14 protein-coding genes are annotated in these 15564 nt (G+C 71.6%); 3 read left to right on the plus strand and 11 right to left on the minus strand.

The window, feature by feature from the left end; all coding sequences use genetic code 11:
- Positions 1 to 498: a ribosome maturation factor RimP gene (gene rimP, locus OG510_RS09320; RefSeq protein WP_406136313.1), complete on the minus strand. Its 498-nt coding sequence runs from the start codon at positions 496 to 498 to the stop codon at positions 1 to 3.
- A gap of 181 nt (positions 499 to 679) precedes the next feature.
- Here rimP and OG510_RS09325 point away from each other — a divergent pair, with 181 nt between their 5' ends.
- Genes OG510_RS09325 through OG510_RS09335 form a run of 3 tightly spaced genes read left to right on the plus strand, consistent with a single transcriptional unit; the run spans position 680 to position 2564 of the window.
- On the plus strand, positions 680 to 1207 hold the full coding sequence (locus OG510_RS09325; protein WP_406136315.1) for a hypothetical protein: 528 nt from the start codon (positions 680 to 682) through the stop codon (positions 1205 to 1207).
- Entirely contained in the window at positions 1207 to 1659 is a 453-nt protein-coding gene (locus OG510_RS09330) for a ferritin-like domain-containing protein (RefSeq protein WP_406136316.1), read from the plus strand. The genes OG510_RS09325 and OG510_RS09330 overlap by 1 nt, the downstream gene beginning before the upstream one ends.
- Positions 1656 to 2564, plus strand: a complete 909-nt coding sequence (locus OG510_RS09335; protein WP_406136318.1) for an aminoglycoside phosphotransferase family protein — start codon at positions 1656 to 1658, stop codon at positions 2562 to 2564. Before OG510_RS09330 ends, OG510_RS09335 begins: the two co-directional genes overlap by 4 nt.
- A 146-nt stretch (positions 2565 to 2710) precedes the next feature.
- Here the strand turns inward: OG510_RS09335 and OG510_RS09340 are convergent, their stop codons facing one another.
- The 10 genes from OG510_RS09340 to OG510_RS09385 all read right to left on the minus strand — a co-directional run bounded on the left by OG510_RS09340 (position 2711) and on the right by OG510_RS09385 (position 15369).
- Positions 2711 to 4405: a proline--tRNA ligase gene (locus OG510_RS09340; RefSeq protein WP_406136319.1), complete on the minus strand. Its 1695-nt coding sequence runs from the start codon at positions 4403 to 4405 to the stop codon at positions 2711 to 2713.
- Positions 4406 to 4545: 140 nt separating this feature from the next.
- The gene (locus tag OG510_RS09345) at positions 4546 to 5094 is read right to left on the minus strand and encodes a GNAT family N-acetyltransferase (protein WP_406136321.1); all 549 of its coding nucleotides are present in this window, start codon (positions 5092 to 5094) and stop codon (positions 4546 to 4548) included.
- Positions 5095 to 5124: 30 nt separating this feature from the next.
- A complete protein-coding gene (locus tag OG510_RS09350) occupies positions 5125 to 6000 on the minus strand; it encodes a GNAT family N-acetyltransferase (protein ID WP_406136323.1) in 876 nt (291 codons plus the stop codon).
- 212 nt (positions 6001 to 6212) lie between these two features.
- Complete coding sequence (gene ispG, locus OG510_RS09355) at positions 6213 to 7367, minus strand: flavodoxin-dependent (E)-4-hydroxy-3-methylbut-2-enyl-diphosphate synthase (protein ID WP_164267173.1); 1155 nt, start codon at positions 7365 to 7367, stop codon at positions 6213 to 6215.
- Positions 7368 to 7531: 164 nt separating this feature from the next.
- A complete protein-coding gene (locus OG510_RS09360) occupies positions 7532 to 8836 on the minus strand; it encodes an RIP metalloprotease (protein ID WP_164267172.1) in 1305 nt (434 codons plus the stop codon).
- A complete protein-coding gene (dxr, locus tag OG510_RS09365) occupies positions 8833 to 10092 on the minus strand; it encodes a 1-deoxy-D-xylulose-5-phosphate reductoisomerase (protein ID WP_406136324.1) in 1260 nt (419 codons plus the stop codon). Before dxr ends, OG510_RS09360 begins: the two co-directional genes overlap by 4 nt.
- Positions 10080 to 10307 (minus strand): hypothetical protein, encoded by a 228-nt coding sequence (locus OG510_RS09370; protein ID WP_406136325.1) that lies wholly within the window; start codon positions 10305 to 10307, stop codon positions 10080 to 10082. The genes dxr and OG510_RS09370 overlap by 13 nt, the downstream gene beginning before the upstream one ends.
- Positions 10308 to 10365: 58 nt before the next feature.
- On the minus strand, positions 10366 to 11628 hold the full coding sequence (aroA, locus tag OG510_RS09375; protein WP_406136326.1) for a 3-phosphoshikimate 1-carboxyvinyltransferase: 1263 nt from the start codon (positions 11626 to 11628) through the stop codon (positions 10366 to 10368).
- Between the two features lie 157 nt (positions 11629 to 11785).
- Positions 11786 to 13723, minus strand: a complete 1938-nt coding sequence (locus OG510_RS09380) for an acyl-CoA dehydrogenase family protein (protein ID WP_406136327.1) — start codon at positions 13721 to 13723, stop codon at positions 11786 to 11788.
- A gap of 200 nt (positions 13724 to 13923) precedes the next feature.
- Positions 13924 to 15369 carry an aldehyde dehydrogenase family protein gene (locus OG510_RS09385; protein ID WP_406136329.1) on the minus strand — a complete coding sequence of 482 codons (1446 nt, stop codon included), beginning with the start codon at positions 15367 to 15369 and terminating at the stop codon, positions 13924 to 13926.
- Positions 15370 to 15564 lie beyond the last annotated feature (195 nt).

Consider the following 15564-nt stretch of genomic DNA (forward strand, 5'->3'; position numbering starts at 1 on the left):
CTACGCCTCCTCTTCCTTCTTGTCCTTGCGGTTGAATTCCAGCTCCACGCGCGCCTTGGCGATCTCCGCGAAGCCGACCCGGCGGGCGGTGGGCTTGCGCCCCTTCACGCCCGGCACTTCGAGGTCGAGGCCGTCGGCGTCCACCGCGAGGATGCGCGCGATCACCTCGTCGCCCCCGGTCAGCGTCAGCTTGGCCAGGCGGCCGGTGGCGCGTACGTAGTGGCGGTGCTCCGTCAGCGGACGGTCGGCGCCCGGCGAGCTGACCTCGAGTACGTACTCGCCGTCGCCCATCACGTCGCTCTCGTCGAGCTTCTCGGAGATGGTCCGGCTCAGCTCGGCGCAGGTGTCCAGCTCGACGCCGTCGTCGGAGTCCACGGTGATCCTCAGTACGCCACGCCGGCCGGCCCGGGAGACTTCGATCTCTTCCAGATCCAGGTCCTTGGCGGCGACGAGCGGTTCCAGCAGCCCGCGCAGCCTCTCGCTCTGGGTGGTGCTCATCCGGGTGACTCCTCGGCCGCGTGTGCTGTTGTGGGATCGTCGCGATTCGCGATCGCCGCGTCTCTGATCGTCGCGTGTCAGATCAAAGGGTATCCGGTCCGCAGGGGTGTTGCCGTCCTCGCTGTGTTGACCCGCGGGTACGCTCGCCTGCGGTGATCACTTCGGGCCGAGGGAGAAACACGTGCTGGGCACGGGGACCACACGCAGGGGTGTGCTGGGCGCGACGGCGGCTGCCGGTGCCGCACTCCTGACCGGCTGTTCGGAGCGGTCCGCCGCCCACCGTACACAGGGTGCGGCCGCCGCCCGCGCGGGGACGGCGCTCCGTCTGCGCTCGGCGCGGACCAGCGGCGGCCTGCTCGCGCTGTACGACGCGGTGCTCGCCCGGCACCGGGACCCGGCCACCGAGAAGCTGGCGGGCCCGCTGCGGGACACCGTGGCGCTGCACATCAAGGCGCTGGCCCCGCCCGCCGGGGCGCCGTCGTCCGGGGCGCAGGGGCCGGCGGGCAAGGCGTCTCCCGCGCCCGCGCCTCCCGCGGTGCCGGCCGACCGGAAGGCCGCTCTGAAGGCACTCGCGGCGGCCGAGCGGCGTGCCGCCGACGCCCACACCGCCGCGCTCGCCGACGCCCCGCCCGAGCTGGCGCGGCTGCTGGCGTCGGTCGCGGCCGCTTCCGCCGTCCACGCGTATCTGCTGACGCAGGCGGACCACTGATGAGCACACGCGAAGCGGCACAGGCGGCGCTGGCCGCCGAACACGCGGCCGTGTACGGGTACGGCGTCGTCGGCGGCCGGATCGCCGCTGCCCGCAGGGCGGAGGCGCTCGACGCGTATAACGCCCACCGCGCCCGGCGTGACGCGCTGGCCCGTACCGTGCGCGACCTGGGCGGCAGGCCCGTCGCCGCGGCGGCCGCCTACGCGCTGCCCTTCCCGGTGGCGGAGCAGAGCGACGCGGTCCGGCTGGCCTCGGTGCTCGAGGACCGGGTAGCCGATGTCTACTCCGACCTGGTGCGGGCCGCACAGGGGCCACTGCGGCACGAGGCGGCGCTGGCACTGCGGGAGGCCGCGGTGCGGGCTGCGCGGTGGCGTGGCAACGGCAGCGTAGCCTTTCCGGGGCTCGTCGAGCGGGCCTCAGCAAGCGCCGGAAAGGGACCCACTCACGCATGACTTTCGAACCGCCGCAGCGGCTTGTCCGGGCGCTCGGCGAGACGTACGGGGACGCGGCCGCGGCCGACTGGTTCGGCCGGATTCAGACTGATATGCAAGGGGCCATCGGCGTACGGGAGTTGACCGCCGAGCGGGTGCAGGCCCCGGGGGGCCGCAGCGCCCTGATCGTGCTGGTGCGCAGGGCCGACGGAACGCACGCGGTACTCAAGCTGGCCCCGCCGTTCGCGCGGCCCGATCTGGAGCGGGCCGCGCTGGCCCACTGGAACGGCTGGGGCGCCGTGCAGCTGCTCGACGACGCCTCACCCGGCGACACCGCTCTGCTGCTGGAGCGGCTGCACCCCGAGGTCTCCCTGCACTCGCTCCCGGAGGCCAAGGCCCTGCTCGAAGCGGCGGGCACGGTGCGCAAGCTCTGGGTGGCGCCGCCTGACGGGCACGGTTTCGAGACGGTGGCGGAGCGGACCGCCCGGCAGGCCACGGCGATGCGCGCGACGGCCGAGCCGCTGGTCGTCCCGCTGGTCGACGCGGCGCTCGCGGCGCGCGACGAACTGCTCGGGTCGGCCGCCGGGAGCGAGAGCGTGCTGCTGCACGGCAACTTCCGCCAGAGCAAAGTCCTCGCGGGTGAGCGCACCCCGTGGCTTGCGGTGGGCCCCGACCCGGTGGTCGGCGAGCGGGCGTACGACCTGGCCAGGCTGGTGCGCGACCGGGTGGACGACCTGGTCGCGGCCGCTGTCGGGCCCTCCACCGTGCGGCGCCGGGTGAACCGGCTGGCGGACTCGCTGGAGATCGAGCACGCGCGGCTGCACGGCTGGACGCTGTTCCGGGCGGTGGAGTCGGGGGTGCGGGCGGTCGCGGCCGGGCGCCGGCAGGACGGGGAGCTGCTGCTGGAGTTCGCGGGCTGGCTCTGACGGAACAGGGCGGGCCGGGGTTCGACTCCCGGCCCGCCCTGTCCGTACTCGTACGCGCAGCTGTCGGCTGTCGGCTGCCCGCTGCCCGCTACCCGCTGCCCCGGCGGCCGACTTCCTCGACTGTCTGCGGCTGTCTGCGGCTGGACTCAGCCGGCCAGGCGCTCGATCGCCTCGGCGACCGTGAGCTCCTCGCGCTCGCCCGTGCGCCGGTCCTTGAGTTCGAGGACGCCGTCCGCCGCGCGCCGGCCCGCGACCAGGATCTGCGGGACACCGATCAGCTCGGAGTCGGTGAACTTCACACCGGGCGAGACCCCGGGGCGGTCGTCGACCAGCACCCGCACACCGGCCGCGCCCAGCTTCTCCGCGACGTCCAGGGCCAGTTCGGTCTGGAGCGCCTTGCCCGCGGCGACGACGTGCACATCGGCCGGTGCGACCTCCTTGGACCAGCACAGGCCCTTGTCGTCCGCGGACTGCTCGGCCAGCGCGGCGACGGCGCGCGAGACGCCGATGCCGTACGAGCCCATGGTGACCCGGACCGGCTTGCCCTGTTGGCCCAGCACGTCGAGCTGGAAGGTGTCCGCGTACTTGCGGCCCAGCTGGAAGATGTGGCCGATCTCGATCGCGCGGTCCAGCTTGAGGCCGGTGCCGCAGGACGGGCAGGGGTCGCCGGGCTCGACGACCACCACGTCGAGGTAGTCGTCCACCTCGAAGTCGCGGCCCGCGACCACGTTGCGCGCGTGCTTGCCGGGCTTGTTGGCGCCGGTGATCCAGGCCGTGCCCGCCGCGATCCGCGGGTCGGCGATGTAGCGGACCTTCTCCAGACCCTGCGGGCCGACATAGCCGCGTACCAGGTCGGGGCGGTCCTCGAAGTCCTCGGCTGTGACGACCTCGACCACGGCAGGGGCCAGGTGCTCGCCCAACTTGCCGAGGTCCACCTCGCGGTGGCCGGGGACGCCGACGGCGACGATCTCGCCGTCGACCTTCACCAGCAGGTTCTTCAGGGTCGCGGACGCGGGCACACCGAGGTGCGCCGCCAGCGTCTCGATGGTCGGGGTGTCCGGGGTGTCCAGCTCCTCGACGGCGCCGTGCTCCGTGCCGTCCGCCGCGGGGGCGACGAAGGTGACCGCCTCGGTGTTGGCCGCGTAGTCGCACTGCGGGCAGTCCACGAAGGTGTCCTCGCCTGCGGCGGCCGGGGCCAGGAACTCCTCGGAGGCCGAGCCGCCCATGGCGCCGGAGACTGCGGACACGATGCGGTGGTCGAGACCGAGGCGCTCGAAGATCCTGATGTACGCCTCGCGGTGCAGCCGGTAGGACTCCGCCAGGCCCTCGTCCGTGGTGTCGAAGGAGTACGAGTCCTTCATCTGGAACTCACGGCCGCGCAGCACGCCGGAGCGCGGACGCGCCTCGTCCCGGTACTTGGTCTGGATCTGGTAGAGCATCACCGGCAGGTCCTTGTAGGACGTGCACTGGTCCTTGACGGTCTGGGTGAAGATCTCCTCGTGCGTCGGGCCGAGGAGGTAGTCGGCGCCCTTGCGGTCCTTGAGGCGGAAGAGCAGGTCGCCGTACTCCTCCCAGCGGCCGGACGCCTCGTAGGGCTCCTTGGGCAGCAGCGCGGGCAGCAGGACCTCCTGCGCGCCGATGCCGTCCATCTCCTCGCGCACCACGCGGGAGACGTTGTCGAGGACCTTCTTGCCCAGCGGCAGCCAGGTCCAGATCCCGGCCGCGTTGCGGCGTACGTAACCGGCGCGGACCAGGAGCTTGTGGCTGAGCGTCTCCGCGTCCGCCGGGTCGTCGCGCAAGGTCTTGACCATCAACCGGGACATGCGCTGGACCTGGGCCATGGTGACTCTCCTGCTTGGCTGTGTTTTCCGGGGGACGCCCCCCGGACCCCCGTAAGTGATGTCAGGAGGTTAACCGGGCCCGGCGGGCGGGCGGAAATCGGTCGGGGTCCTGACCGCACAGGGGGCCTGACCGCACAGGGCTACGTGTGCGTCCCGGGGCGGAGCAGCGGGAGCGGGGCGCCCATCACGGCGTACGGCATTCCCGCGCTGGGGAAGTGGACCTGCCGCGCGAGGTCCGTGTACCCGAGGGAACGGTAGAGCCCGCGGGCCGGGGACTCCCGGTCGATGGCGGAGAGGATCGAGCGGGGTTCGGCGGCGCCGTCGGTGATCGCGGTGATCAGTTCGCGGCCGGTGCCGCGGCCCTGGAAGTCGGGGTGGACATGCAGTTCGGTGATCACGAAGGAGTCGTCGAGCCAGAAGTCGGAGCCGGTGGCGCGCAGATACGGCTCGACCACCGTGGACCACCAGTGGGCCCGGCTGTTGGGCATCCCGTACACGAAGCCGACCAGGCGGCCGTCGGGTGCCGTCGCGCCGAGGGCGCGGGCGCCCGGGTTCTGCAGATGGCGCAGGACGATGTGGCGGCGCACGGCGACCTCGGCCTCGCTGAGGCCGAACGCGAGTGCCTGTACGGCCAGCGCCTCGTCCACTCGTCCCGCGAGATCGACCGGTCCGACCACTGCGTCATCCATGGTCGGCACCCTAATGCCAGAACCGCGGTGTCAGAACAGAACGCTCATGAAGGCTCCGGCCTCGCGGAAGCCGACCCGGCGGTAGGAGGCGCGTGCCGCGTGGTTGAAGTCGTTGACGTACAGGCTGACCACGGGGGCGACATCGGCGAGCGCGTAGCGCAGGACGGCCGCCATGCCGGTCTCGGAGAGGCCGCGGCCGCGGAACTCGGGGGCGACCCAGACGCCCTGGATCTGGCAGGCCAGCGAGGTGGCGGCGCCGATCTCGGCCTTGAAGACGACCTGGCCGTTCTCGATCCGGGCGAAGGAGCGGCCGGAGCCGACGAGTTCGGCGACGCGTGCCTGGTAGAGCAGTCCGCCGTCCCCCGCCATCGGGGAGACGCCGACCTCCTCGGTGAACATGGCCACACAGGCGGGCATGATCACTTCCAGCTCGTCCTTGCGTATCCGGCGGACGAACGGGTCGGGCGCGATGTCGGCCGAGGGTTCCTCGGTGATCATCAGCGGCTGGTGGGCGCGGACGTCGCGGGCGGGGCCCCAGCTCGGTTCGAGCAGCCGCCACAGGAGCGCGGTGGATTCGGCGGGGCCCACGATGGAGGAGCAGCGGCGGCCGGCCCGGCGGGCGCGTTCGGCGAAGGCGCGTACGGCGGCGGGGCCCGCGCAGATCGGGACGAGGTTGGCGCCCGAGTAGCAGAGCGAGCGGAGCCGGCCCCCGGTGTACCAGCCCCACATCTCGCCGCCGAGCCGCCAGGGGTCGAGTCCGGCGACCTGGACACGGGACGTCACGAAGGCGTTGACGACGGGATCGCTGTGCAGGATCTCGAGCGCCGCGTCGAGTTCGCCGGGTTCGAGGACCCGGGTGGTGGTCTGCGTCAACACAAGGGTCGCTCCAACGCTCCTTCGGGCCATGTCACGGCATCGCGCTTCTTGCTAGCGTTGCAGCGCGCATGTCCGGCGTCGGTCACGGCTTGACCGTCGCGTCACCGCGAGAAGCCCCTCGGGGCGGAGTCACACGGTCTGCTGGTCTCCGAACTGTACCCGGAGATGGATCGCAGCACCGCTCGCGCGGGAGAGGCCCTGCCTGCGGAGGGTCCCGTCCCGCGCGCCGTCGATACGGAGGATCAGCTGACGGAGACCGCGGGCTCGCCGGAGGCGATGCCGTCGCGTTCCATCTGCTCGGCGATCTTCATGGCCTCTTCGATGAGGGTCTCGACGATCTTCGACTCCGGGACGGTCTTGATGACCTCGCCCTTCACGAAGATCTGGCCCTTGCCGTTGCCCGACGCCACACCCAGGTCGGCCTCGCGGGCCTCGCCGGGGCCGTTGACGACACAGCCCATGACGGCGACGCGCAGCGGGACCTCCATGCCTTCGAGCCCGGCGGACACCTGGTCGGCCAGCTTGTACACATCGACCTGGGCGCGGCCGCAGGAGGGGCAGGAGACGATCTCCAGGCGGCGCTGGCGCAGGTTGAGCGACTCCAGGATCTGGATGCCGACCTTGACCTCTTCGGCGGGCGGCGCGGAGAGCGAGACCCGGATCGTGTCGCCGATGCCCTCGCTGAGCAGCGCGCCGAAGGCCACGGCGGACTTGATGGTGCCCTGGAAGGCGGGGCCCGCCTCGGTGACGCCCAGGTGCAGCGGGTAGTCGGACTGCGCGGCCAGCTGGCGGTAGGCGTTGACCATGACCACCGGGTCGTTGTGCTTCACGGAGATCTTGATGTCGCGGAAGCCGTGCTCCTCGAAGAGCGACGCCTCCCACAGCGCCGACTCGACCAGCGCCTCGGGCGTCGCCTTGCCGTACTTCTTGAGCAGCCGCGCGTCCAGCGAGCCCGCGTTCACCCCGATCCGGATCGGGGTCCCGGCGTCGGCGGCCGCGAGGGCGATCTCCTTGACCTTGTCGTCGAACTGCTTGATGTTGCCCGGGTTCACCCGCACCGCGGCGCAGCCGGCGTCGATCGCCGCGAAGACGTACTTCGGCTGGAAGTGGATGTCGGCGATGACCGGGATCTGTGACTTCTTCGCGATGGTCGCCAGCGCGTCCGCGTCGTCCTGCGTCGGGCACGCCACCCGTACGATCTGGCAGCCGGAGGCCGTCAGCTCGGCGATCTGCTGGAGCGTCGCCCCGATGTCCGAGGTCCGCGTCGTGGTCATCGACTGCACGGAGACGGGTGCGTCTCCTCCGACGGCCACCGTGCCGACCTGAATCTTGCGGCTGATCCTCCGGTCGGCGAGCTTGATCGGAACGTCCGGCATTCCGAGAGAAATCGCAGTCATGCGCAGTGCATCCCCAAGGGTGTGGATCGAGGTCCCGGAATCAACGGGCTTCGGCCACCGAGATTACGTCACCCGGGGCAGCACACGAACACCCGCGCCCGTAAACCACCCAAAGGTGAGCGGCCGCACACCAAGGGTGTACGGCCGCAGGTTCCGCCTTCTTCTCAGGTGATTTTGACCGGGTTCACGATGTCGGCCACCAGCACGAGCAGGGTGAAGCAGACGAAGACCCCGGCGACGACATACGCGACGGGCATCAGCTTGGCGACGTCGAACGGGCCCGGGTCGGGCCGCTTGAAGACCTTGGCCAGATTGCGCCGCAGCGCCTCCCACAGGGCCCCTGCGATATGGCCGCCGTCCAGCGGCAGCAGCGGCAGCATGTTGAAGAGGAAGAGCGAGAGGTTGAACCCGGCGAGCAGGAACAGCATCATCGCCAGCTGGTTCTGCGCGGGCACGTGCAGGGTCATGACCTCGCCGCCGATCCGGGCGGCGCCGACCACACCGACCGGCGAGTCGGCCTTGCGCTGGCCGCCGTCGAAGGCGGCGTTCCAGAGGTCCGGGATCTTGGACGGCAGCGCGACGATGGAGTCGACGCCGTTGCCCACCATGTCGCCCATCCGGCCCACCGAGGCGCCGAAGGACAGCGGCTTGATCTCGGTCTGCGCGGCGAAGCCCAGGTAACCGGCCGGGACGAACTTGTCGGGGACGACGTCCCCGTTGGAGTCCTTGCGGGCCACCATGTTCTTGGCGAGCTTGGCGTGCAGGGTCTGCTGCTTGCCGTCCCGTACGACGGTGATCGTCGCAGGGCCGATGGTGTCGCGGATGTGGTTCGACAGATCGCCCCAGGTGGAGACCTTCGTACCGTCGAAGGCGACGATCTTGTCGCCCTCCTTGAGGCCCGCGGCCCTGGCCGGCGAGACCGGGTCGCCCTTCTCGCAGGTCTGGCGCTTCTCGCTCTGCGCGATGACGCACTTCTGCACCCCGGCCACCTGCGTGGTCTGCGTCTCGAAGCCGAAGGACATCGCGACCCCGACGAAGATCACCACCGCGAGGATCAGGTTCATGAAGGGGCCCGCGAACATCACGATCACGCGCTTCCACGGCTTGCGGGTGTAGAACAGCCGCTCCTCGTCGCCCTCCTCCAGCTCCTCGAACGCCGCCGACCTGGCGTCCTCGACCATGGAGCGCCACGGGGACGTGGACCGGGACTCGATCCTGCCGTCCGGGCCGGGCGGGAACATACCGATCATGCGGATGTACCCGCCGGCCGGGATCGCCTTGAAGCCGTACTCCGTGTCGCCCTTCTTGCGCGACCAGATGGTGGGGCCGAAGCCGACCATGTACTGCGGGACACGGATGCCGAAGAGCTTCGCCGTCGAGAGGTGGCCCAGCTCGTGCCAGGCGATCGAGAAGAGCAGCCCGAAGACAAAGATGACGATGCCGATGACCGTCAACACGATCGTGGTCATGCGCGAGCCTCCGCTGTGGCCTTCTGGGCTAGTTCACGGGCCCGGGCACGTGCCCAGGTCTCCGCTTGCAGGACGTCCGTGACCGTCGGAGAAGTTCCCGTACGGGGCTCGCCATGCTCGGCCACGACTGCGGTGACCGTATCCATAATCCCGTTGAAGGGCAGCTTTCCGGTCAGGAAGGCGTCGACGCACTCCTCGTTCGCCGCGTTGAAGACCGCGGGAGCCGTGCCGCCGATGGCGCCGACGTGCCGGGCAAGGCCGACGGACGGGAAGGCTTCGGTGTCCAGCGGGAAGAACTCCCAGCTGGACGCCTTGCTCCAGTCGAAGGCGGGCGCCGCGTCCGGGACCCGCTGCGGCCAGCCGATACCGAGGGCGATCGGGCCGCTCATGTCGGGCGGCGTGGCCTGGACGAGCGTCGAGCCGTCGGTGAACTCGACCATGGAGTGCACATACGACTGGGGGTGCACGACGACCTCGATACGGTCGAACGGGACGTCGTACAGCAGATGCGCCTCGATGACCTCCAGGCCCTTGTTGACCAGGGTCGCCGAGTTCACGGTGATGACCGGGCCCATCGCCCAGGTCGGGTGCGCCAGCGCCGCGTCGGGGGTGACGTCGGCCAGTTCGGCCCTGGTCCGGCCGCGGAAGGGCCCACCGGACGCGGTGACGATGAGCTTGCGCACATCGGCCCGCTTCCCGGCCGCCAGCGCCTGGAACAGCGCCGCGTGCTCGGAGTCGACCGGGATGATCTGGCCGGGCTTCGCCAGCGCCTTCACCAGCGGACCGCCGACGATCAGCGACTCCTTGTTGGCGAGGGCGAGCGTACGGCCGGCGGTCAGGGCGGCGAGGGTGGGTGCCAGGCCGATCGAGCCGGTGATGCCGTTGAGCACCGTGTGGCAGTCGGAGGCGGCGAGTTCGCTCGCGGCCTCGGGCCCCGCCAGGATCTCGGGCAGCGGCTCGGAGCCGTACTGGGCGCCCAGCGCCTCGCGCAGCGCGGGCACGGCGTCCGCACGGGCGACAGCGACGGTACGGACACCGAGCCGGCGGGCCTGTTCGGCGAGCAGGGCGACCCGGCCGCCGGCGGCGGAGAGCGCCGTCACCCGGAAGCGGTCGGGGTTGCGCAGCACCAGGTCGATGGCCTGGGTGCCGATGGACCCGGTCGAGCCGAGGACGACGATGTCCCGGCGTCCTTCGACGGGGTCGAAGACGATGTGCGGGTCGGCGAGGATGGCAGGGCTGTCGCTCATGCCCCCCATTGTTGCCGCATCAGCTGTCCGTCAGGACAGCGAGCCCCGGTTCGGGTGTGGCCGAGCGGCTGTTGCGCCTGCGCCGTCCCGGCGGAGCGGGCGGGCTCGTGGTCCTCGTGGCCCCGGTGACCGTGGCTGCCGCAGGCGACCGCCGCCGCGCAGACGACGGTGATCAGTGCGGCGCCCGCCGCACGGCACCACTGCCGTGTGTCCGTGTGGTACATCGGCACTGCTCGCCCGCCATCCCTCGGTGTCGGTCAAGTGCGCCGCGGCGCGGGCACTTCACCAAGAGCTTCGCAGCTTCGCGAACGCCTCGTGGAAGCCGGGGAAGGTCTTACGGACACAGCCGGGGTCGTCGAAGGTGATGCCCGGGGTGAGCAGACCGGTGACCGCGAAGGACATCACGATGCGGTGGTCGCCGTGCGTACGGATCCGGGCAGGGGCCGGTGTGCCGGGCCGGATCTCGATCCAGTCGGGTCCGGTGGCGGCGTCGATGCCGAGCGCGCGGAGGTTCTCCGCGCACGCCTCGAGCCGGTCGCACTCCTTGACCCGGGTGTTGCCGACGTCCTCGATCCGCACCGGCCCCGACGCGAAGGGGGCGATGGCGGCCAGCGTGGGCATGGTGTCGGAGATGTCACGCATGGAGACGGTGAGTCCGCGGAGCTGCCGCGGGCCGGTGACCGTGGTGCCGTCCGCGGTCGTACGGACGTCGGCGCCCATCCTGCCGAGCACCTCGGTGAAGCGCAGATCGCCCTGGAGCGCGCCCGTGCCGAGGCCGGGCACGGTGACGGTGTGTCCGGTGACGGCGGCCGCGGCGAAGAAGTAGCTCGCCGTGGAGGCGTCGGGCTCGACGGCGTACTCGGTGGCGCGGTAGCCGCCGGGCGGCACCGTGAACACATTGCCCTCGCGGGCCACCGTGACACCGAAGCCGCGCATCATCGCGAGCGTGATGTCGATGTACGGGGCGGAGACGAGGTCGGTGACGGTGATGCGCAGCCCGGTGCGGGTGAGCGGGCCGAGCATCAGCAGCGCGGTGAGGTACTGCGACGACTGGCCGGCGTCCAGGGTCAGTTCGCCGCCCTCGATGCCTCGGGCGGCGATCCGCAGCGGGTGGTGGCCCTCCGCTCCCTCGTGCCGGAGGTCGACGCCCAGCTCCTGGAGCGCGCGGGTGAGCGGGGCCAGCGGGCGGCGGCGCATCTGGGCGGAGGCGTCGAAGCGGTAGCTGCCTCCGCCGGTGCCGGGAGGTCCTTCGAGGTGCTGCCGGCCCGCGGCGGCGAGTGCGGGCAGGAAGCGGGCCGTGGTGGCGCCGTCCCGGCAGTACACGTCCGCGTCGGCCACGCCCGGCCCGGCCGGGCGGCCTTCGATGCGCCACGCGTCGGGCCCGCGCTCCACCGCGTATCCGAGCCGGGTCAGGCCATCGGCGAACCCTTCGGTGTCGTCGGAGACGAGAGGGCGCAGGAGCGTGCTGGTGCCGTCGGCCGCGGCGGCCAGGAACAGGGCGCGCGCGGTCACGGACTTGGAGCCGGGGATTTCGGTGACGGTCACGGGCGGACATTCTGCCGTGCGCCCGTGACCGGGGGCGGGACGGTCCACGATCCGGCCGTGGACCCTCCCGCCCCCGGTCACCAGCCCGGCACCGCCCAGGCGCGCGGCACCCCTCAACAGCCCGGCACCGCCCGAGCGCGCGGTGACCCCGTCCCGCTCAGCGGATGCGGCGGTGGACGTCATCCGCCGTCGAGGGTCCCGGGGTCGCGTCGGCGATCCAGGGGCCTTCGCCCGATGCGTCGACGATGCCCTGTTCCAGCCAGGTGTACGTCCCGGAGAGGACCCCGGACACCACCTTGCGGTCCAGCTCGTCGGTGTTCGCCCAGAGCCGGCCGAACAGCTCGTCGACCCGGATACGGGCCTGGTGGCAGAAGGCGTCGGCCAGTTGGTACGCCTCCCGCCCGTGGTCGTCCGACGCGCGCAGCAGTTCGGCCCGTACGCACGCCGCGCTCATCGCGAACAGCTCGGCGCCGATGTCGACGATGCGGCCGAGGAAGCCCTGCTTCGTCTCCATCTTTCCCTGCCAGCGCGACATGGCGTAGAAGGTCGAGCGGGCCAGCTTGCGGGAGCAGCGCTCGACGTGGCGCAGATGCGCGGCGAGGTCCGGGTGTCCTTCCGGGTGGAAGGCCGCGTAGCTGCCGGGCAGCTGTCCTGGGCCCGCGACGAGCTTGGGCAGCCAGCGCGCGTAGAAGGCGGTGGCCTGCGCGCCCGCCTTCGCCTTGTCCGACAGCGAGGTGTCCGGGTCGATCAGATCGCCGGCGACGGAGAGATGCGCGTCGACGGCCTCGCGGGCGATCAGCAGATGCATGATCTCGGTCGAGCCCTCGAAGATCCGGTTGATGCGCATGTCCCTGAGCAGCTGCTCGGCGGGCACCGGCCGTTCACCGCGGGCCGCGAGGGATTCGGCCGTCTCGAAGCCGCGGCCGCCGCGGATCTGGACCAGTTCGTCGGCGATCAGCCAGCCCATCTCGGACCCGTACAGCTTGGCGAGCGCCGCCTCGATCCGGATGTCGTTGCGGTCCTCGTCGGCCATCTGGGAGGAGAGGTCCACGACCGCTTCGATGGCGAAGGTGGTCGCGGCGATGAAGGAGATCTTGGCGCCGACGGCTTCGTGCCGGCCGACGGGCCGGCCCCACTGCTCCCGCTCCGCCGACCACTCACGGGCGATTTTCAGACACCATTTGCCTGCGCCGACGCACATCGCGGGCAGCGAGAGCCGGCCCGTGTTGAGGGTGGTGAGGGCGATCTTGAGACCGGCGCCCTCGGGGCCGATCCGGTTCGCCGCCGGGACACGGACCTGGTGGAAGCGGGTGACGCCGTTCTCCAGGCCGCGCAGCCCCATGAAGGCGTTGCGGTTCTCGACGGTGATGCCCGGCGAGTCCGCCTCGACGATGAAAGCGGTGATGCCGCCCTTGCTCTCCTCGCTCCTCGGCACCCGGGCCATCACGACGAGCAGGTCCGCGACGACGCCGTTGGTCGTCCAGAGCTTGACCCCGTCGAGGACGTACGAGTCGCCGTCCCTGACCGCCGATGTGGCGAGCCGGGCCGGGTCGGAGCCGACGTCCGGCTCGGTGAGCAGGAAGGCCGAGATGTCCGTACGGGCCAGCCGGGGCAGGAAGGCGTCCTTCTGCTCCTGGGTGCCGAACTGCTTCAGCGGCTGGGGGACCCCGATCGACTGATGGGCCGAGAGCAGCGCGCCGACGGCCGGGCTGGCCGAACCGGCCAGTGAGAGCGCCCTGTTGTAGTACACCTGGGTGAGGCCGAGGCCGCCGTACTTGGTGTCGATCTTCATGCCGAGCGCGCCGAGCTCCTTGAGCCCGTTGATGGTCTCGTCGGGGATCCGGGCCTCGCGCTCGATCAGCGCGCCGTCGATCCGGGTCTCGCAGAAGGTGTGCAGCTTCGCGAGGAAGGCTTCGCCGCGCCGGGCGTCCTCCGCGTCGGGCAGTGGATGGGGATGGATCAGATCGAGCCGGAAGCGGCCGAGGAACAGCTCCTTGGCGAAGCTGGGTTTCCGCCAGTCCTGTTCACGGGCGGCCTCGGCGACCTGGCGCGCCTCGCGCTCGGTGACCCTGGGCTTGTCGAGTGGTGCGGTCATGAGGGGTACTCCTCACCGCGGACGTCGGGATGGACGCACCTGCCCGCAGCCAGGCGGTGCTGGTCATCACTACGTGTCCGTATCTACCGCATTACCGGCACAGCGGCCACCCCTCACGCGGGTGAGGGGTGGCCGGGGCGGGGAGGGGTGCGTCCGATCGGGTCAGGCCGGAGCGGGCCCCGCCGGCCGTCGTCCGTGGTTCAGAGGGCGAGGCCGGTGAAGACCATGACCCGCTCGTAGGTGTAGTCCTCCATCGCGAAGCGCACGCCCTCGCGGCCGACGCCGGACTGCTTGGCGCCTCCGTACGGCATCTGGTCCGCGCGGTACGAGGGGACGTCGCCGACGATCACACCGCCGACCTCCAGGGCGCTGTGGGCGCGGAACGCCGTCTGCACGTCGTGGGTGAACACGCCCGCCTGCAGGCCGTACTTGGAGTCGTTGACGGCGGCGAACGCCTCCGCCTCGCCGTCGACCCTGGTGAGGGTGAGGACCGGGCCGAAGATCTCCTCGCAGGCCACGGTGGTGTCCGCGGGGACGTCGGCGAGCACGGTCGGCGCATAGCTGGCGCCGTCCCGGGAGCCGCCCGCGAGCAGCTTGGCGCCCGACTGCACCGCCTCGTCGACCCAGGACTCGACCCGCCTGGCCGCGTCCTCGCTGACCAGCGGACCGACGTCGGTGGCCGCGTCGGCGGGGTCGCCGGTGGTCTGCCGGCCCACGGCGTCGACGATCTTCGGGACCAGCCGGTCGTACACCGAGGCGTCGGCGATCACCCGCTGGACCGAGATGCAGGACTGGCCTGCCTGGTAGTTCGAGAAGGTCGCGATGCGCGAGGCGGCCCAGTCGAGGTCCTTCTCGGACGCGTAGTCGGCGAGGACGACGGCAGCGCCGTTCCCGCCGAGCTCCAGGGTGATGTGCTTGCGCGGCACCGAGTCCATGATCGCGAAGCCGACCTTGTCGGAGCCGGTGAAGGAGATGACCGGCAGCCGCTCGTCCTGGACGAGTGCGGGCATCTTGTCGTTGGCGACCGGCAGGACCGACCAGGAGCCGGCGGGCAGCTCGGTCTCGGCGAGCAGCTCGCCGAGGACGAGACCCGAGAGCGGGGTCGCCGGGGCGGGCTTGAGGATGATCGGCGCGCCCACCGCGATGGCGGGGGCGATCTTGTGGGCGCAGAGGTTCAGCGGGAAGTTGAACGGCGCGACACCCAGGACCGCGCCGCGCGGGAAGCGGCGGGTCAGCGCGAGGCGGCCGGCGCCGCCCGCGTCGGTGTCGAGGCGCTGCGCCTCGCCGCCGTTGTAGCGGCGGGCCTCCTCGGCGGCGAACCGGAACACCGATACGGCGCGGCCGACTTCGCCGCGGGCCCACTTGATGGGCTTGCCGTTCTCGGCGGTGATCAGCTGGGCGATCTCCTCCGTGCGCTCGACCAGGCGCCGGGAGACGTGGTCCAGGGCGGCGGCCCGGACGTGGGCGGGCGTCGCGGCGAACTCGTCCCGGACGGCGTGCGCGGCGGCGACGGCCTCCTCGACCTGGGCGTCGGTCGGGACGGCGACCGTACCGACGTGCCGGCCGTCCCAGGGGGAGGTGACATCGAAGGTGTCATCGCCGGTGGCCTGGCGGCCGGCGAGCCAGAAGGCGTGGGTGGAGGTCATGTGTTCCGGCCCTTCCGTGGTGGTGGTTGGTGTTCCCACGGTAGGGGTGCGGGGGCGGCGCTGTGTTTGTCCAGCATGGAGTGGTGCGGGGTCCCGGGGTGCCGGAATGTCGTGGGACACGGAGGCGGCCCTCCGCGGCGGTTCGGCGCCCGTCCCTCGGCCGGGCCAGGTCCGCCCTGCGGCATGGCTCCGGGC

It is taken from the genome of Streptomyces sp. NBC_01089, assembly GCF_045162975.1.
In the GTDB taxonomy this organism is placed as follows: domain Bacteria; phylum Actinomycetota; class Actinomycetes; order Streptomycetales; family Streptomycetaceae; genus Streptomyces.